This is a genomic window from Vibrio sp. YT-18, assembly GCF_033337345.1.
In the GTDB taxonomy this organism is placed as follows: Bacteria; Pseudomonadota; Gammaproteobacteria; order Enterobacterales; family Vibrionaceae; genus Vibrio; species Vibrio alginolyticus.
The window spans coordinates 265,948-284,711 of the sequence record NZ_JAWOQO010000007.1; the positions used below are offsets into that span (position 1 = coordinate 265,948).

At 42.8% G+C, this 18,764-nt stretch carries 20 protein-coding genes and 1 pseudogene; 10 read left to right on the forward strand and 11 right to left on the reverse strand.

Features of this window, described 5'->3' with window-relative positions; translation table 11 throughout:
* Positions 1–212 precede the first annotated feature (212 nt).
* From R7M72_RS12250 to ttcA, 4 genes are all read left to right on the forward strand, one after another.
* A complete protein-coding gene (locus R7M72_RS12250) occupies positions 213–1,010 on the forward strand; it encodes a hypothetical protein (protein WP_005389175.1) in 798 nt (265 codons plus the stop codon).
* Positions 1,003–1,839, forward strand: coding sequence for a glucosaminidase domain-containing protein (locus R7M72_RS12255; RefSeq protein WP_025766642.1), 837 nt, complete (start codon positions 1,003–1,005; stop codon positions 1,837–1,839). The genes R7M72_RS12250 and R7M72_RS12255 overlap by 8 nt, the downstream gene beginning before the upstream one ends.
* Before the next feature lie 13 nt (positions 1,840–1,852).
* On the forward strand, positions 1,853–2,515 hold the full coding sequence (locus R7M72_RS12260; RefSeq protein WP_025766641.1) for a DUF2987 domain-containing protein: 663 nt from the start codon (positions 1,853–1,855) through the stop codon (positions 2,513–2,515).
* Between the two features lie 199 nt (positions 2,516–2,714).
* A complete protein-coding gene (ttcA, locus tag R7M72_RS12265) occupies positions 2,715–3,608 on the forward strand; it encodes a tRNA 2-thiocytidine(32) synthetase TtcA (protein WP_005377502.1) in 894 nt (297 codons plus the stop codon).
* A 140-nt stretch (positions 3,609–3,748) separates the two neighbouring features.
* Here ttcA and uspE read toward each other — a convergent pair whose 3' ends face one another.
* The 10 genes from uspE to ccoN all read right to left on the reverse strand — a co-directional run bounded on the left by uspE (position 3,749) and on the right by ccoN (position 12,750).
* Positions 3,749–4,696 (reverse strand): universal stress protein UspE, encoded by a 948-nt coding sequence (gene uspE / locus R7M72_RS12270; protein WP_005377500.1) that lies wholly within the window; start codon positions 4,694–4,696, stop codon positions 3,749–3,751.
* Between the two features lie 180 nt (positions 4,697–4,876).
* Positions 4,877–5,623 (reverse strand): FNR family transcription factor, encoded by a 747-nt coding sequence (locus tag R7M72_RS12275; protein WP_005377497.1) that lies wholly within the window; start codon positions 5,621–5,623, stop codon positions 4,877–4,879.
* 90 nt (positions 5,624–5,713) lie between these two features.
* Positions 5,714–6,394, reverse strand: a complete 681-nt coding sequence (locus R7M72_RS12280) for a sulfite exporter TauE/SafE family protein (protein WP_213968829.1) — start codon at positions 6,392–6,394, stop codon at positions 5,714–5,716.
* A gap of 8 nt (positions 6,395–6,402) precedes the next feature.
* Entirely contained in the window at positions 6,403–6,567 is a 165-nt protein-coding gene (gene ccoS / locus R7M72_RS12285; protein WP_005377493.1) for a cbb3-type cytochrome oxidase assembly protein CcoS, read from the reverse strand.
* 15 nt (positions 6,568–6,582) lie between these two features.
* A complete protein-coding gene (locus tag R7M72_RS12290) occupies positions 6,583–8,946 on the reverse strand; it encodes a heavy metal translocating P-type ATPase (protein ID WP_054576883.1) in 2,364 nt (787 codons plus the stop codon).
* Positions 8,947–8,950: 4 nt separating this feature from the next.
* Entirely contained in the window at positions 8,951–9,427 is a 477-nt protein-coding gene (locus R7M72_RS12295) for a FixH family protein (protein WP_005377489.1), read from the reverse strand.
* Between the two features lie 105 nt (positions 9,428–9,532).
* Positions 9,533–10,507 carry a cytochrome-c oxidase, cbb3-type subunit III gene (gene ccoP, locus R7M72_RS12300; RefSeq protein ID WP_017634897.1) on the reverse strand — a complete coding sequence of 325 codons (975 nt, stop codon included), beginning with the start codon at positions 10,505–10,507 and terminating at the stop codon, positions 9,533–9,535.
* Entirely contained in the window at positions 10,507–10,680 is a 174-nt protein-coding gene (locus tag R7M72_RS12305; protein WP_005377485.1) for a cbb3-type cytochrome oxidase subunit 3, read from the reverse strand. Before R7M72_RS12305 ends, ccoP begins: the two co-directional genes overlap by 1 nt.
* Before the next feature lie 9 nt (positions 10,681–10,689).
* A complete protein-coding gene (gene ccoO / locus R7M72_RS12310; protein ID WP_005377475.1) occupies positions 10,690–11,310 on the reverse strand; it encodes a cytochrome-c oxidase, cbb3-type subunit II in 621 nt (206 codons plus the stop codon).
* Positions 11,311–11,322: 12 nt separating this feature from the next.
* A complete protein-coding gene (ccoN, locus tag R7M72_RS12315) occupies positions 11,323–12,750 on the reverse strand; it encodes a cytochrome-c oxidase, cbb3-type subunit I (RefSeq protein ID WP_005396488.1) in 1,428 nt (475 codons plus the stop codon).
* Positions 12,751–13,007: 257 nt separating this feature from the next.
* Here ccoN and R7M72_RS12320 point away from each other — a divergent pair.
* From R7M72_RS12320 to R7M72_RS12330, 3 genes and pseudogenes are all read left to right on the forward strand, one after another.
* Positions 13,008–13,364: pseudogene (locus R7M72_RS12320) on the forward strand (hypothetical protein).
* Positions 13,365–13,477: 113 nt separating this feature from the next.
* Positions 13,478–14,659 carry an FIST signal transduction protein gene (locus tag R7M72_RS12325; protein WP_017634895.1) on the forward strand — a complete coding sequence of 394 codons (1,182 nt, stop codon included), beginning with the start codon at positions 13,478–13,480 and terminating at the stop codon, positions 14,657–14,659.
* Entirely contained in the window at positions 14,649–16,370 is a 1,722-nt protein-coding gene (locus R7M72_RS12330) for an ATP-binding protein (RefSeq protein WP_017634894.1), read from the forward strand. Before R7M72_RS12325 ends, R7M72_RS12330 begins: the two co-directional genes overlap by 11 nt.
* A gap of 167 nt (positions 16,371–16,537) precedes the next feature.
* Here R7M72_RS12330 and R7M72_RS12335 read toward each other — a convergent pair whose 3' ends face one another.
* The gene (locus tag R7M72_RS12335; protein WP_005490072.1) at positions 16,538–16,906 is read right to left on the reverse strand and encodes a DUF3693 domain-containing protein; all 369 of its coding nucleotides are present in this window, start codon (positions 16,904–16,906) and stop codon (positions 16,538–16,540) included.
* A 156-nt stretch (positions 16,907–17,062) separates the two neighbouring features.
* On the opposite strand from R7M72_RS12335, the gene R7M72_RS12340 reads away from it, so the two are divergent.
* From R7M72_RS12340 to R7M72_RS12350, 3 genes are all read left to right on the forward strand, one after another.
* Positions 17,063–17,278 carry a hypothetical protein gene (locus R7M72_RS12340; protein WP_025526117.1) on the forward strand — a complete coding sequence of 72 codons (216 nt, stop codon included), beginning with the start codon at positions 17,063–17,065 and terminating at the stop codon, positions 17,276–17,278.
* The gene (locus tag R7M72_RS12345; RefSeq protein WP_318056203.1) at positions 17,262–18,410 is read left to right on the forward strand and encodes a replication initiation factor domain-containing protein; all 1,149 of its coding nucleotides are present in this window, start codon (positions 17,262–17,264) and stop codon (positions 18,408–18,410) included. The genes R7M72_RS12340 and R7M72_RS12345 overlap by 17 nt, the downstream gene beginning before the upstream one ends.
* 3 nt (positions 18,411–18,413) lie before the next feature.
* Positions 18,414–18,764, forward strand: a 351-nt coding sequence (locus R7M72_RS12350; protein ID WP_318056204.1) for a DUF1293 family protein, incomplete at its 3' end; no start/stop codon positions are given.

The following is an 18,764-nucleotide window of genomic DNA, read 5'->3' on the forward strand; positions in this document are numbered from 1 at the left end:
CATCTAGACACAGTTTGATAGCACTAAACTTTGTTCAACAATTGTTTCAATTTCATGACCTTGAAAGTGGTTAATTATCAACCATACAGTTGAGATTGCAAGGATTGTAGGTGAGTTGTGATGTTAGATGTGGAAAGATTTCTTTATAATGACGATTACATTAATTGGCTGGAATTCCAGTCAAAATTTTACAAGTTAGTCTTGGATAAACTATGAACGACGATTTTGAGAAAGATTTCAATCTTGGGGGGAGTGTAGAGCGAGCTTTGTCTGGCAACTACGAGCTTAAAGCTGGCGCGGTTTTTAACGAAGCTTGGCGAGCAACCATCCAGCACTTTTTATCATTTTCTCCTGCCATTATTGTATTGCTTTTTGTCCAGTTAGGTATTTTCTATATTGCATTAAAACTGCAGTTGGGCGATTTGAGCGTTATTCTTGATGCATTTGAGAACCCAGAGTCGTTCACAAACGATATTGTGTCTTCTATTTATGTCGCGAATTTCAGTTATGAGGTGATTAGCGCCCCAATTTATGCGGGGATCAGCTTGATGGCTATGAGCCATGTCGCTGGCCTGAAGACTAAGTTGCGCCATGTTGGAAAGGGGTTGCAGTTCACCATTCCTGTTATTCTAGCAACGCTCATGAGCTTAATGCTACAAGGTGTGGTTGGTATGATTTTTCCTTTACTGTCGCTGTATCTTTCCTTGGCATTTAGTCACTCTATTTTGTTGATTTGTGAGAAAAGGGTGCCACCAATGCAAGCGTTGCTGTTATCACTTCGCGCAATCAACAAGAAGATTTTTGTGGTCGCGGGGCTTTACTTAGGCGTGATGTTAATGTTTATTATTGCAGCAATGTTCTACGGTATTGGCTTGATTTTTGTGCTGCCATTCTTCTTCCATTTGAAAGGCATACTCTACCGCGAAATGTTTGGAATTAAGCTTAAGATCGTTACAACACAGAAAAACGATAATGATCACGATGGTAACTCACAGGTGTTTGATGCCTAATTCTTTGAAATCAATAAGTTTACGAGTGGCGGCAACCTGTATAGCCGCCACTTTCATTTCTATAGGCCCATATTTACACTACGAGAAACAGTTTAAATATGTGGAAAATCCTGACGTACTCTCTGGCAAGATTAAGCATGTCGATTTATCACACTTGCCCTACATCGGTGATATCCCAGACTTCAATTCAATAAAAGATACGAAAGAGAAAAAAGCTGCTTTTTTTGATTTTTTAAGGCCTAAAATTGCTCTTGAGAATCAACGAATTCGTCATGAGCGGGCCTTTCTTACCTCTTTAAAGGTGGGACAAGTGACGCAAGAACAACAAGAGTATGCTCAGCGGTTATCATCTCTGTATTCGTTGCCCTTGAGTAACGATAAGATTGATCAAACGTGGCTAGATGAGATGCTTGTGCGAGTGAACGTCTTACCTGAAGCCTTGGTTCTAACTCAAGCGGCAAATGAATCTGCGTGGGGCACTTCTCGTTTTGCTACTCAAGCAAACAACTTGTTCGGCCAATGGTGTTATAAAAAGGGCTGTGGAATTGTTCCAGCGCAACGTGGCGCTAACAAAGTTCATGAAGTTGAAAAATTCGATTCTGTACAACAGTCTGTTCATGGCTACTTTATGAACGTTAATCGAAACCCAGCGTATGCAGACCTGCGTGAAATCAGAACATCTCTGGCTGAAAAGAACAAGGGCTTGTTAACGGTCGCAACCGCGTCAGAGTTAACGCATGGGTTGCTAGCCTATTCTGAACGTGGCATCGCCTATGTACACGATCTTCGCGCTATGATTCGTCATAACAACGCCTACTGGACGCAATAAAATAACGGATAAAATGAAAAAGTTAAGCCTAAGTCTGTTGGGAAGTGCGGCGCTAATTCTTGCATCGCCGATAACCCAAGCTCAAGAGTACATGTTCACGTACTCAAAGTTATATACTCAACTAAAAAACAACAATAAAGAAGGGCATGACGATGTGAAAGTTGGTGTCTTTTTTGTGGACGCAAAAACTAAACAAATTTGTATGATAGAAAAAGCTTGGATGGAAAAAGAAGAGCACTATGAAGAGTTTGTTATCCCTGCTTCACAAGAGTTGCCTTTACCTGTTGATAAAAACTTAAAGTCAGCGAATCCGTTGGTTTTTGTCGATACCCCAAAAGATACACGTTGCGATTACTCACTTGTCGTGATGACCAAAGAACCATTACAGGGTAACGTTTCTTACGACCAACTTAAGCCTCTTCTACCTCAAATGCAGACGATGCTGGAAGATTTAGGCGGTATGTTTGCGGGTTGGTTTACACCGGAGGTTCAAGGTGTGACGATGGAGTTTGCAAATCAACTGAATGATAAAGTGATTTTCTCAAACGGAACCGAAAAGCCAATTGTCAATGGCAAGATACAAGTCGCACTAAGTGAAATAGGGCAAGGTGGCACAATGACACTACCAGAACCGACGATGCGAGTGTTACCTTACCTACCTAACGCAAAGAAATGAACACTGAACGTTTAGAAAGGGCTGCAATCGCAGCTCTTTTTTCATTTGTGACCGTAACTAAAGTATCTTTCACACTCTTTTCTTAAAGACTCAATAAGACAAGCATTTAATCCTGTGTAAAAAGCTCGTATAATCCACGCCCCAAAGAAACCCATGTTAGGAAGTCCTAGTCGATTTATCGGCGATGTGAGAGCCCGCAATGAACCAAATAGATACAAGAAAAGAAACCCTAGAATTCAACAAGCTTCAGAAACGCCTGAGAAGACATGTTGGAAATGCCATTACTGATTACAACATGATCGAAGAAGGCGATGTTGTGATGGCATGTATTAGCGGTGGTAAAGATTCATTCGCGATGCTTGATATCCTGTTGAATCTTCAAAAAGCTGCGCCAATCAAATTTGAAGTGGTTGCAGTAAACCTAGACCAAAAACAACCGGGCTTCCCTGAGCACATTCTGCCAGAGTATTTCGAAACACTGAATATCCCTTACTATATTGTCGATAAGGACACGTATTCCGTCGTAAAAGAGAAGGTACCAGAAGGCAAAACCACTTGTGGTCTTTGTTCACGCCTGCGACGTGGTACGCTGTATTCATTTGCAGAGAAGATTGGTGCAACTAAGCTTGCGCTAGGTCATCACATGGATGACATCGTCGAAACAATGTTCTTGAACATGTTCCACGGCTCTCGCCTTAAAGCGATGCCACCAAAGCTACGCTCTGATGATGGTCGTAACGTGGTCATTCGTCCATTGACTTACTGTCGTGAAAAAGATTTGATCAAATACGCTGAGCACAAGGATTTCCCAATAATTCCGTGTAACCTTTGTGGCTCTCAAGAGAACCTTCAGCGTCAATCTATAAAAGCAATGTTGATTGAATGGGATAAGAAGACGCCAGGGCGTGTGGAAGCAATTTTTAAATCAATTCAAAACGTAAGCCCAAGCCAACTAGCAGACCGCGAATTGTTCGACTTTGTTAACTTACCGCTAGATCGTGAAGGTAACCGCGAAGAGTATGAATTTAATGAGGCTGTCGTTTCTTCGACGAATATTGATGAATCAATGTTCATCGATGTTACGAACATCTAACTCGTAAAAAAGGAGGTCAATTAGACCTCCTTTTTTGTACCCAATGCTTTAACTGTTCCCAAACAAAAATCCCCCTGTATTGGGGGGATTTATTAGCGCTTATTTGAAAGCGCTCAATACATAACAATACTAAAGAGAGATTAGGTTGCTGTATTTGGATCGAGAGGACTAATGTAGCCTTTTGGTTTTAGAGCCAACACATCGCAATTTATTTTATCAATTACGTGCTCCGCTGTATTACCAATAAAGACAGCAGAAAGCCCTGTTCGCCCTGTGGTACCTAAAATAACCATTGCTGCGTTCAAGCGCTCTGCAGCTGCCGGAATGACATCTTCAGGTAAACCTTGCTCAACTATCGTTTGCTCTTCATCAAGACCATGTTTTTGGCGTAGTGCTTTCATAGCCGTTAAATGATGACCTCGCACCGCATCGGTATAAGTCGTTGGGTCAAATTCAGGAAGTTCAATCGTAATGTTCGCCGGTGTAACGGGGTAGGCGTTAACAAGATATGGCTTGGCCTCAAGCCGAGTGGTGATTTCTTTTAATCGCTCGACCATCGTATCGTTGAGATCAATATGAGTCGGGTTTTCTGAGCCCACATGTACTGAGGCGAGGATACTTGCCTGTTCCGGCCAAGCAGCATTCTTGATAAGAAGCACTGGAATAGGGCATTTTCGCAACAAGTGCCAATCTGTCGGTGTGAAAATGACAGACTCTAAAACATCATGCTTACGTGTGCCTTTGATGACTAGGTCATGATTGCCTGCATAGACTTCAGCAATAATCGCCTCATAAGGGCGGTTGTGCCAGACAACACAAACATCAAAGTCGAAGCCATCGTTTAGGTATGGTTGAGCAATTTTACGCATCCACTGCTCACGCTGATGAATGACACCTCGACGCATAGCATCTCTTTCATCCACTGATAGCATTGACGTCATGTCATACGAGAAATCGTAAATGGATAAAAAGAAAGTGATTCGGCTTCTAGATACACTTTTCTGAGCTAATTGAACAGCTCTTGCAAGTGCGGGCTGCTCATCATTATTGATGTCAGCTACAACAAGGATCTTACTGTATATACTCATAACTAAGCCCACTTCTATTGCAAAACCAGATACTGAATGTAAATTAAATCAGTATTTTGGAGTACTCACCGTACATTTTTACTGTAGCTTAGTTTGGAGAACTTTTTGAGGACTTTCGAAAGGAATTTATGAGAAATATGATGTAGCTCATTTTCGAGCTACATCAATAATTAGGGTGTATTATTCTTTAGTTACACCAGCAAGTTCCATCAATGCATCGTGGTCTAAGATAGTGATATATTTACCTTTTACGCTTAGGATCTCAGATTTCTGGAAACGACCTAACAAACGACTGATCGTTTCGACTGTAAGACCAAGGTAGTTGCCAATATCACCACGAGTCATAGTTAAACGAAACTCTCTAGGGCTGAAGCCACGCTGAGAAAAACGCGTTGATAGGTTGTAAAGGAAAGCAGCTAGTCGCTCTTCTGCATTCTTTTTAGAAAGAAGCAAAATCATTTCCTGATCACCTTTAATTTCGTTACTCATCAAACGCATGATTTGCTGGCGAAGTTTAGGCATCTTACCCGATAGATCGTCTAAAATTTCGTATGGGATTTCACATACCATCGACGTTTCGAGTGCTTGAGCAAAGCTAGGGTGGGAGTCACCAGTGATAGCATCGAAACCGACTAAGTCTCCAGCTAAGTGAAACGCTGTGATTTGCTCATCACCTTGCTCTGTGATCGTATAGCTCTTGATGGTACCAGAGCGGATAGCGTATAGCGATTTTAGCTCATCACCGGCCTTAAAAAGCTCTTGTCCTTTTTGAATAGGCTTCTTACGTTCGATGATTTGGTCAAGCTGGTCAAGTTCTGCCTCATTTAGAGTGAACGGGATACACAGTTGACTAATGCTACAATCTTGGCAATGAATGGCGCAACCGCCTGATTGGATACGCTTTGTTGCAGGTTTTTCAGAAATCATAACAACCTTTCACTATTTGATATACATCAATATTTTAGCATCGCTTAATCCTAAAGGGTAGCAAAAATGTCACCTCAATAGAGTTTAACGTTATATGAAACCGAGTAACGCTAAGGCTCCTACAGCGGTATACGTACCATAGCCAATAAGGATTAATGCTGAAATATTTCTAAATATTAATGATTTTTGTAATTTCTGAAAATGATTGGCACCGTATCCAATAATAAGCATTGCAGGTAGCGTTCCGAGCCCAAACGCAAGCATAATTAGGCCGCCGTTCATCGCACTACCAGAAACCGCCGACCAAGTAAGGGCTGAATAAACTAAGCCACATGGTAACCAACCCCAAATAAAGCCAAATGGCAACGCGTGAAGAGGATGCTTTAGTGGCAACAGATTCTTCCCTGCCGGCGAGATAAAGCGCCAGATATACTGCCCTAGCTTTTCTATTAAAAGTAAGCCTTGCCACCATTTAGCAATATACAGCGCGACCAGGATCATGAATAACGCAGCAATCAGCCTTAACCAAACAAGAGAGTGCGTTAACCCACTAAGCTCAGATAAACCTGATATAGCACCACCCACTAATGCACCTATTAAGGTATAACTGATCAATCGTCCGAGGTTGTAGAAGAGGGGGATAAGAGGGGTAGTTTTATTTTTAGCAGAAGAGCCCATGGTAAGCAGAGACGCGATACCACCACACATACCCATACAATGACCGGCTCCTACTAAGCCGATCATCAACGCACCGATAAAATCAGGAGTCATAAAGGTCGCTACTTTTTATCACTATTAGATTGGTCTTCTTCGTCGAGAAGAATGTTGTGCCCTTGCCGTTCAAGATCTTCAAACTGATCGCTTCTTACCGCCCAAAGAAAAACGGCGACAGCAACACAAACGAGAACGATAGCGATGGGAATCAATATATAAAGACTTTCCATGTTTGCTTTCTCTACTTATTTCTCTTTGAGCAGGCGCAAAGAGTTAGATACAACGATAATTGAGCTTGCAGACATGCCAACTACTGCAATGTAGGGAGCCACTAAACCTGCGACCGCCAAAGGCAAAATTAACAGGTTGTAACCCAAAGACCAAGCCAAGTTTTCTCGAATAATCTTTCTTGTACGCAGTGCAAGCAAACGTGCTTCTAGTAGCTTTTCGAGATTATCCCCAAGTAACGTCATATCTGCAGAAGCTTTAGCGACATCTGTACCACCGCCCATTGCGACAGAAAGGTGAGCTCCGGCGAGAGTCGGCGCGTCATTGATTCCATCACCAACCATCATAGTGATACTGTTTTCGTCCAAGCTCTTAAGGTATGCAAGCTTATCTTCTGGCTTTGCTGACGCGACGATGTGATCGATACCAATTTCATTCGCCACTGGTTGGGCGTTTGAGAGAGAATCACCAGTTAGCAGGGTTGTCTTAATTCCAGCGTCAGCAAAACGTTGAATAAAGGCTTTGCTTTCTTTTCGGATAGGGTCGCGGTAGTAAAAGCTAGCGACATGCTTGCCATCAACCGACAGATAGACCGCCTGGCTTTCACCACTTTCTTTGCCTTGAACAAAAGCAGCACTACCTATCTTAACGATTTTGCCATTCCACATACCCTCAATCCCTGAACCAATCACGTTTTGCACGTCAGACACGATAAAGTCATCATTGGTGTAAGTTGCAAAAGAACGAGCGATAGGGTGGTTTGCATGAGCCTCTAAAGCTGCAGCTAGTGATAGACAATCTTTCTGTGGGAGATCACTAAGTACCTTTGTTTCACAGATCTCAATATCACCTTTCGTTAGAGTGCCTGTTTTATCTACAACTAAGTGGTTGATCTTACATAGTGTCTCAAACACATGGCCTTTACGAAGCAAAATGCCAAAATTACCCATTCTAGAGGTAGCACAAGTGAGAGCGGTCGGAGTAGCCAGAGATAGCGCACATGGGCATGTAGCGACTAACACAGACAGCATGATCCAAAACGCATCATCTGGTTTTGTTTGATGCCAGTAAAACCAAGTACCAGCAGAGATAATAAGAATCACACCAACAAAGTAACGGGCGACAATGTCTGCAATTTCCGCAATTTTAGGTTTGGAGTGTTGAGCTTCATCTTGTAAACGCACGATGTTAGAAATCATTGAATCGGCCTTTGAGCTTACTACCTCAAGTTCAAATGATTCGTCTCCGTTTAGTGTTCCCGCATAGACGACATCGCCTTCTCGTTTCACAACGTGCACTGACTCACCCGTTAACATGGATTCATCAATATGAATACGGCCTGAAATAACTTTACCGTCAGCGGGGATATGTTCACCAGGTAGAACGCGAATACGATCGCCAACTTTTAGCGTCTTCACGGGGATCTGATCACCGTCCAGCGTTGTAGCAATTGCAGGAATCAACTTAAGAAGGTTACCACTCGCTGCAGCAGCTTTGCGACGAGCGCGCATCTCTAAGAATCGACCTACTAACAAAAAGAAGGTAAACATCGAGATAGATTCAAAGAAGACTTCGCCTTGTTCAGTTACTGTTGCAACTAAACTTGCAACATAGGCAAAGATCAACGCGATAGAAACCGGGACATCCATACCAAGGGTTCGACCTTTGATACTACGCCATGCGTTTAAGTAAAATGGAAGAGCGGAATAAAGCAAAACAGGAGTAGCAAAAATCAAACTTACCCAACGAAAGTAACTTTTAAACTCTGGCTCTAAATCACCAAAGACTTCGAGATACAGTGCAACGGCGAGCATCATGACCTGCATGGTTGCTAAACCTGCAATACCTAGTCGATATAGATATTGCTTCATCATTCGATGGTAAGAGGCTTCTTGCTTATCTGCTTCAAAAGGTGCAGCTTTGTAACCAAGTTTATGAATAACGGAAAGGAGCTCGCTTAACCGTACCTGAGTTTTATCCCAGGCTAGTAACGCTCGATTGGTGGTTGTATTAACACGGATAGATACCAACCCGGCCGTATTAGAAACTTGCTTTTCGATTAACCACGCACAAGCGGCACATGAAACGCCTTCCAAAGAAAGGGTTACTTCAGAAACATTTTCGCGATTTCGTACGAATTCAGATTGTACATCCGCATTGTCATAATGAATTAAAGCTTGGAGTTGCTCTGGTACTAGGTCTGCCTTTTCTGCAGGCGCAGTGCGGTATTGGTAATATGATACAAGACCACTATCTACAATAGTCTGCGCCACAGTTTCGCAGCCCGGACAACACATGTCGCGAATTTCACCCAATATTTCTACTTTGAAATCCGTGTTGGCTGGTACATCTTCACCGCAGTGATAACAGGATTTACACATATGCTTACTTCATTAACGGTGTTGAAGAGGCAGGAAACTCAACTTTACCTTGGATCATCCATTGCTTGTCGTGTGGTTGTAGTTCAACAAACCATGGTCCTTGAATAGATTCCTCAGCTTTTAGTCGGTAATTACCAGATGCATCCGCTGTTACAAGCTTTGTGAAGTCACGATCAGGAAGAGTACGATGAGTGAAAGTGGCCGTTAGAGCAGGGTAATGAGGTAGCTTCCCTTTAGCGAAAACAATCACAACATTGTTATTTTCAGAGGAAATCTCAGCGTTAAGACCTAGGTCACGAGCGACATTCATTTTACTAATGTCGATATTAATGCCTTTGCCTTTTTTATAGTAATCCTCGGCGACTAAAGAAACAGAGTTGTTCGAGAAAACGACCACAGTAATCACAGTCCAAACTACGACAGTAAGAGGAAGGATGATTAGGAACCACGGCCAAAATTGTTTATACCAAGGCTTTACCATAAAAAAGTTCTCAACAGCTAAATGAAAAAATGTAAGGCGTTAAATTTAAAGGAAAGACAGCCCCTATGAAAGGGGCTGTTATTGCTATGTTACTTAATATCTCAGTTACTTACTCTCTGAGTTACTTAAGCTCCAGACATAAGAGGCAACGAGCTGAACTTTATCTTCACCCAAAATGTCTTTCCACGCGGGCATTACACCCGAGCGGCCGTTCATTACGGTTTCTGTTACAGCTGCACGAGAGTCACCAAATAACCAGTCTTGGTCTGTAAGGTCAGGCGCACCGACTGCAGGGTTACCCTTACCATCCGTACCATGACAAGCAGCACACACTACGAAGCGTGCTTTACCTGCCGCGGCTTCACGAGCATTTACTTTACGACCAGATAGACTAAGTGTGTAACTTACAACTTCTTGAACACCTTGCTCACCAAGGGCATCTTTCCATGCTGGCATTTGACCAATACGGCCGTGCATGATGGTTGTAACGATCGCTGATGGCTCGCCACCATATAGCCATGCATCATCAGTCAGGTTAGGGAAGCCTTTCTGACCACGTGCATCAGAGCCATGGCATTGAGAACAGTTTTGCAAAAACAAACGCTGACCAACTTTTAATGCTTCAGGATCTTGCGCAATTTCAGGAATTGGGCGTAGACCACTGTCATTGTGCGCAAGTTTACGGAATGCTTCGCCGAAGTAAGCGTCGGCATCATCCAGTTCTTTTGCATATTGGTTTAGTTGCTTGTTCTCTTGTGCTGCAGCGATGGCTTCTTTTGACTCTTCTAGTGAGCGAACGGTTTGAGCCGAACTCTGCCAGTTTAAAAAGCCCTTGAAGCTACCTAGACCTGGGAATAGGGCAAGGTAAACTGCTGCGAACACAAATGTGCTTACAAACAGGTAAGTCCACCACTTTGGTAGAGGGTTGTTTAGCTCGCGAATACCATCGTACTCGTGGCCCATGTCTTCCCCTTCCTCGACGCCCATTTTATCTTTAGCGCACCAAGTCAGGAGAATCGCACAGCCTACTAGCGTACCGACAGTAATCACGATAATCCAGAGACTCCAGAATGTAGTCATTACTTCTTCACTCCTTGGTTATTAGGGGTCTTTTGTTCTTCGTCAGCAAACACCAAGTTGGCATCTTCTTCAAAGCGTGCTTTACGCTTTTTACTAAATGCCCACCATACGATGCCAATAAAACTAGCGAAGAGTACAACGGTATAAATACTATGAATTGTACCGAAATCCATATGATCCCCTTACTTCATTGCATGACCAAGAGACTGAAGGTAAGCGATGATTGCATCCATCTCTGTTTTACCTTCTACTTCTTTAGCCGAATTCGCGATCTCTTCATCAGTGTATGGAACGCCGAACTGATCACGAAATAGCTCAAGTTTCTTCTGAGTTAGCTTACCGTCTAAAACGTTTTCAGCTAGCCACGGGAAACCTGGCATGTTTGACTCAGGTACAAGCTCACGAGGATCTAACAGGTGAACACGGTGCCATTCGTCAGAATAACGACCACCAACACGAGCTAAATCCGGGCCTGTACGCTTAGAGCCCCAAAGGAATGGGTGTTCCCAAACACTCTCACCAGCAACAGAGTAGTGACCGTAACGTTCAGTCTCTGAGCGGAAAGGACGAACCATCTGGCTGTGACAGACGTTACAACCTTCACGGATGTAGATATCACGGCCTTCCATCTCCAAAGGAGTGTAAGCGCGCAGATTTTCTACAGGTTCAGTCGTTTGCTTTTGGAAAATCAGAGGAGTGATCTCTACAAGAGCACCCCAACTGATAGCAAACACGATAAAAATAGCCAACAAACCGACATTACGTTCTAAGATTTCATGGCGATTATTAGAATTATTACTCATTCTTAAATCTCCTTATGCCGGATGTGGGATAGCTTTTAGGCTTTCTTTAGGTGCACTTACCGTTTTGTACGTGTTGTATGCCATTAGGAACATACCAGATAGGAAGATAAATCCGCCTAGGAAACGTACAAAGTAGAACGGATAAGACGCTTCTACAGACTCAACAAAGCTGTAAGTTAGCGTACCGTCAGAGTTAACCGCGCGCCACATAAGACCTTGCATTACACCAGAGATCCACATCGCAACGATGTAAAGAACGGTACCGATTGTTGCTAGCCAGAAATGCACATTAACTAGACCAACAGAGTACATACGCTCTTGGCCAAATAGGCGAGGTACCAAGTGATATACAGAGCCGATAGAAACCATCGCAACCCAACCTAACGCACCAGAGTGAACGTGACCAATGGTCCAGTCTGTGTAGTGAGAAAGTGCGTTAACCGTCTTAATCGACATCATCGGGCCTTCAAAGGTAGACATACCGTAGAACGACAGTGAAACGATTAGGAAACGTAGGATAGGGTCATAACGAAGCTTATGCCATGCACCAGATAACGTCATAATACCGTTGATCATACCACCCCAAGAAGGAGCAAATAGAACCAGCGACATAACCATACCTAGAGACTGAGTCCAGTCTGGTAGCGCTGTATAATGAAGGTGGTGAGGGCCTGCCCAAATATATAGAGAAATAAGTGCCCAGAAGTGAACGATAGATAGACGGTAAGAATAAACAGGACGTTCAGCTTGTTTAGGAACGAAGTAGTACATCATACCTAGGAAACCAGCGGTCAGTAGGAAACCTACCGCATTGTGTCCATACCACCACTGAACCATCGCATCCACTGCGCCCGAGTAAATCGAGTAAGACTTACCAAGTGACACAGGAATAGCCATGCTGTTCACGATGTGAAGTACTGCTACTGTGATAATAAAGGCACCGAAGAACCAGTTTGCCACATAAATATGTGACGTGTTTCGCTTCACTAGTGTGCCGAAGAACACCACCGCATATGATACCCATACTAGCGCAATTGCGATATCAATAGGCCATTCTAGCTCAGCATACTCTTTACCCGATGTTAAACCGAGAGGCAAAGTAATGGCTGCTGCCAGGATGATTGCTTGCCAACCCCAAAAGGTGAAGGCAACGAGTGGGCCACCAAAAAGACGTGTTTGACATGTGCGCTGTACAACATAATAAGACGTTGCGAACAGAGCACTGGTACCAAACGCAAAAATTACCGCATTAGTATGCAGTGGACGTAAGCGACTGTACGTCAACCACGGCGTATCAAAGTTTAGCTGTGGCCAAACTAATTGAGCGGCAATCAAAACACCAACAGCCATACCAACTATGCCCCATAAAATGGTCACAAGGGTAAATTGGCGAACGACTGTATAGTTGTAGTTTTGTTCAAGCTGCTTTACTTGGCTCATTTGCATGCTTCCAATTTCTAATTAACTACACTTTTACTTCCAACACGACTTGCGTCGTAACACCACCCAAGTAAACTCTAGAATTCAAGTGTTATCATCACCTTATTTCCATTGCTGACTTTAATAAAAAGTGGCATTTTCAGCGTGACACTATACTTGAATTAACAATTCAATGACAGGGTAGTAACCTTACTGGACCTCTGGAAATCATTTTTTATTTAAAAAGTTTGAAGTTTGTAACAAGGATATTAGTAATTATGCCTGCACAAAAGTTAACAAAGGCGCGACTTGCACAAATCTTAATCATGCTCAGTGTTTTAATAGGCGCATTTTTCTGGCGTACCTTTACACACGAGAGTGTTAATAGCGTTGACTGTTCACAAAAAGAACGATGCGATGTAACAATTGAAGGAGAAATAATCACGATTAATAGTGACTCAATGGGAATTTCGCTCGAAACGACAGAAAGTAGCACTCTAAAAATTGATCTAAATCAATCTGGTAATTTTATCAATCTCAACGAAAAGCATAAGTCAGTAGAATGAGACATCATGCCTGAATCGAAAAAAATCACCTTTAAAAAAGGTGAAAACATTGTTGTAGTTCAATTATAAATACGATCTATCACGAGATAATCGTAACTTATTAATGAAATTAACACCTTCTTACCTAGAGAAAATTGGTTGGAATGGTATAACAGCAGAGTGATATCCAATTATAAAATCGTATGCATTGCCAATCAGTTTTTACTCATATTAAAGATGAAGACTCAGCGATAAAAACGCTCAGGTCCGAATTGACACAACAGAACTTGTCTTACGTGATGTGTTACTACACGGAAGAATACAATTTCGAGTTGATTCGAGAAGCGTTTCTTGCGCATTTTCCTGGTGTGCCTTTTCATGGCGCCAGTTCATGTCAAGCCGTAATGACAGATCAGGGCTTTCATACAGGACCAGTAATTGCGGCACTTGCTGTTTATGATACAGGTCCTCATGCTTATGGTACTGGTATTTCTAATCACAACTCAGGTGACAGCGTCACCAAGGCTTTGGATATGGCCCTTGAGAACGCAAACCGTGTAGGAGAGGTACCAAACTTAATTCTACTTCATGCTACACCAGGGCAAGAGGAATCAATCATTGCGTCTATAGATGAAAGATTTGGAACTCTAATTCCAATTATTGGTGGTTCGGCCGCTGATAATAACATCGCTGGGAAATGGTCTGTGATAACCGCCCAAGGCTCTCAAACTTCAGGTTTAAGCTTAACTCTCTTTTACTCCTCTCAACCTGTTGATATCGCTTTTAGCGCTGGGCATACACCAACTAATATCAAAGGTGTTGCAACCAAGACCAACGATAGATGCTTACTTGAAATTGATAATGAACCTGCGCTCAATGTTTATAGAAGGTGGACAAATCACCAGGATAACCAAGTAGGTAAAGATAATATGCTGTTTACAAACTCGAGTGCTTATCCATTAGGGCGGATCGCAGGTCATCTCTATGATCGCCCATATTACAAGTTATCCCATCCGATCCGTGAGACGCCAGATGGTGGAATCGAGTTGTTTACACGAATAGAAGAGGGTGACGAGCTCACATTAATGAAAGGAAGTCGTGAGCATCTCGTTGCGCGCGCTGCAAAAGTCGTCAATGCCGCTTTTAACCAAAAATTAGAAGAGTCTCGAAAAATTGGAGTGATAAATATCTTTTGCGCAGGTCCCATGTTGCACTTAATGCAAGACATGAATAGCGTTTGTGAACAAATTAACCAAGAACTAGAACATTTGCCTTTTATTTGCCCTTTTACTTTCGGCGAGCAAGGTAGATTTATTGGTGGTGAGAATGGACATGGAAACCTGATGATCTCATCGGCTATATTCCATAAACCTTATGAAAGATAAATACTTAGACATATATCAACAGGAAGCGCTTCAAGAAGCGTTAGTTGAGCTAAAGCAGGCTAGACAAAGAGAACGACTACTCGCCGATGAAAACAAGGCCATTCTTTCCGCGATATCTGCGATGAGTGAGGCAAAGAATCGGCATGAGATATTTACGGGATTAAACAATGTCCTCAAAAAGTACATCAACTTCGATGATTTTATTGTACTGACTCGCGATGGTGAGCGATATCCCTTCAGGACATTGATATCAACTAATAGCGTATTTGACAATGTATCCTGGTTACACGGTAACACCTATCAAAGAGCTCTCAATGGTGAATGCATTCTACTGTTCGAGCCAGATAAACTCGCTGAGTTTGTTAACTTAAACAGCTTTATAAAAAGCCATGTAAACTCGGTCGTTTTAACTGGTATACGTTCAGAAGTAACGCAAACCGTAATCCTACTTATTGGAGCTCAGAAAGGGCACTTTAGCATAGAGAATAAGGAAACCTTGAGGCGGTTTCGTCCCTTAATTGAAAGGGCGGTCATTGATATCGAGACCAAAGAGAAGTTACAACGTATCGTTGAGGTAAGAACAACTCAGCTCGCTAAAGCAAGAGAAGAAGCAGAGCTTGCGAACCGCTCTAAGTCGGAGTTCTTAGCGATGATGAGCCATGAAATAAGAACCCCTTTAAATTCCGTTCTTGGAGTGCTAGATATACTGAAGCAATCAACCTTGTCAGAAGAACAAATTGATGCTTTGAGCCAAATGGAGTGCTCTGCAGAGTTACTTCTCGCGATAATCAGTGACATTCTTGATCTTTCTAAAATCGAGTCAGGTCGCTTTCAGCTCAATGAACAATGGATTAACTTAAGAGACACTGTCACTTTTGTTATTTCTCAGCAAAAACAAATCGCTAAGAAGAAAAATCTTAAATTCAAGCTCAACTGTACTGTCACTAATGACAAACAATTTTGGATTGACTCCACGCGGTTATCTCAAATTCTGTTTAATCTAATAGGGAATGCAATAAAGTTTACAGACGAAGGTGAAGTAAAAGTTTCTGTATCTGAGCAAGATGCTGAACTTGTGATCTCAATATCTGACACTGGAATTGGTATATCTAAAGCAAAGCAAGAGCACTTGTTTACGGCATTTCATCAAGGAGACCGTTCCATCACGAGACGCTTCGGTGGTACAGGACTGGGGCTCGCAATAACCAAGCATTTAGTTGAAATGATGCGTGGCAAGATTGCCGTTAAAAGTGATGAGCATGTTGGTTCAACCTTTACGATTTCGATTCCAGTTTTGACTCGTTGCAATCAAAATCGTCCAGTTAGAATCGAAACCAATCAACCGACAAAAGCAATGGAACTTCTCGTCGTAGAAGATACCGAGTCGAATCAGTTCGTAATAAAGCTTATCTTAAATAAGCTTGGCCATAATGTTCATATCGCAAGCCATGGAGCAGAGGCATTAACATTTTTAGAGGAGAATGAGGATTTAATCGATTTGATTCTCATGGATGTCTCGATGCCAGTGATGGATGGAATTACCGCAACAAGACTTATTCGAGATAAAGGCCTCAAGACTCCAATTATAGCGTTAACTGCACATGCGCTAGAAAGCGATAGAGATAAATGCCTGGATGCCGGGATGGACGGATTCATTTCCAAGCCTGTTAGAAGACAAGATATATTTGAAGCTATACGGTCATTTCAATAAGTAAAAAGGCGTTAATATAGATCTTAACAATCGATAGATTATTAAGATCTATATTAAGTATTTTATGGTAAATAACCATTATGTTTAATGCTAAAGCCCTTAAATTTAAAATCTGCAAGGGAATAGGAGCATACTCAGACAACATTTAGCGTACAGCAATATACAATTTAACATAATATACATAATGCGCACTGATATAGGGGTTCCTGTGGACTTGCAATCACTAAGGCCAATCCAGCACAAGCCATTGAAATGCTTGATAATCCAAGTCCGTTAAACTTTTTTCCTATGTTCTGCCACAGTGTCTGCGCTTCGTGCGTTTTTGCTTTATCCATCGCTAAGCCAATCAGAGCTTTTTCTTTGTCTTCGCCTACAGCGTCTGCAAGCATAAGTATCTGATTCTCGTTAAGAAATGTTCGACCTTTTCTAACTTCAGTGATCATTTGCGGGCTTACACCCAAGTCATGAGCTATTTGTTTGTATTGAACGTAGTTCATCTTGTCTTTATAAGCGTCGAGCAGCTTGTTTGTATACATTTTGTAGCATCCTCAATTCACGTCATTAAACCGATTTTAGTCTTTTAACACATAATTTGCTGTATTGACGATACATAAGATTCTGTATTTAATCGCTACAGAATTTAATGTACTCGACCTCTTGGATGGTCGTTCGGAACTGGTCAAGGCGATTTCATGAACGAAGCTCAAATCATCTATTACGACTTGCTGCCTGACTACACGGTTTCTGTGTTGGTCAAAGGTTGCGACGAATGGGATTTGCTTAAATCCATGTCTCATCTTGAGTCTTGGGCTTCGTCTCAGTTCGCTTCTTATGAGTTGGTGTCCATCACCAACACGACCGTTGAACAACGTATCAATATGGGGGTGTTCGATGACTATCGCAACTAACATCCTTAAAAGTTTCGATGAGCAAAGCGTTCATATTGATTACCTGTGTTTTACGTTTGCAGTGAAAGACTTACGCCATTGTCATGATGCGGTTCGTCGATTGCACAAGCATGAGGAATACAAAGGCTTTGCCAAATCAGGGCTGTTACAGCGTCACTGTCGTGCACCTAAGTTCCCTGCTCCACCTGTGTTTAATCCGACCGTCGCTAAGACGTCTGAGGAAATTGAAGCGTACAACAAAGCGTTTGATATCTGCTATCGCAACTATTTGGAAGACTGCTTGCGAATCTTCACCAATCAAGTGCTTGGTTTGTCGTTGTCTGCGCCTCGCGGTTTGGGTTTTCAGTTCTACACCGAATCCATGAAACTGACGTCGCCAGATGGTGAAGACTTTTGCGGCTTCGTTGGTATCGGCGGTAACAATGACACGGTGCATTTCCAAATCAACGGAACGGGATGCAAGCATGTATTTGCCCGTCGTCCTGCGTGGTCGCTGCATGACTGGCTGACCAATGTACTTGGTGTGCAAACTCTGGCGCGTGTTGACTTGGCCTATGACGATTACGACGGGATTTTCGATTGCGAGTACGCTTACAAGGCGTGGCGTGACGACTGTTTCCGCACCGCTGAACGTGGTCGTGGTCCGGTGCTTCATGAAGACATGACCATTGCTAGTATCGGCAAAGATGGCAAACCAATTTACACCAAAGAACAATACTCGATTGGTTCGCGTACCTCGCGCATTTACTGGCGTATCTACAACAAAGCTCTTGAGCAGAAACTCGCAAACACGGGTCTTGTCTGGTACCGCTCCGAAGTCGAGCTTAAAAAATGGAATGTTGATGTGTTGCTGAATCCAGCTGGCGCGTATGCCGCGCTCAATGATTTCGCTGCGTCAATTTCTACTGCAAAGAAATTCAATACCAAACCTGTCCCGACGAAACGCGCGGCGTTAGACCTGTTGGCCTCTGCGCACTGGATGCGTCGCCAGTACGGGAAAATTCTGAACTCTTTAATCGAATTCCATGAGGGCGACATTGAAACCGTGGTCGGTTCCCTTGTCCGTGATGGAACTAAATTCACCTTCCCCGATACCTACGGCAAGTTGGTGACTCACATATTGGAGACTTAACAAATGGCTAAATCCGTTTTTGTACTTGGCATGGATATCACTTGGAACTCAGCACGTGGTGACAGTGCTCAACTGAACGTGTCACGACCTCTACGTGAAATCAACTCGGAGAAATTCAAACGCCGCACTATCGGTGAATCCGGTGATGTGAATCCCCAATGGGATCAACCGTTGATGATTGACCATGAATATGCCCTGCTTCTTGAGCGCACTGGTGCTCTCGTTCCTCGCCGTGAATACCAATTGCGCTTGGAGATTAACCCAGAAGACCCATTGTCAGGCGCTATCGTGACTGAGCTTATTCCAGTCGACCAAGAAATTAAGAAGCACTTTGAAGCTTCAATGAAAACAGTT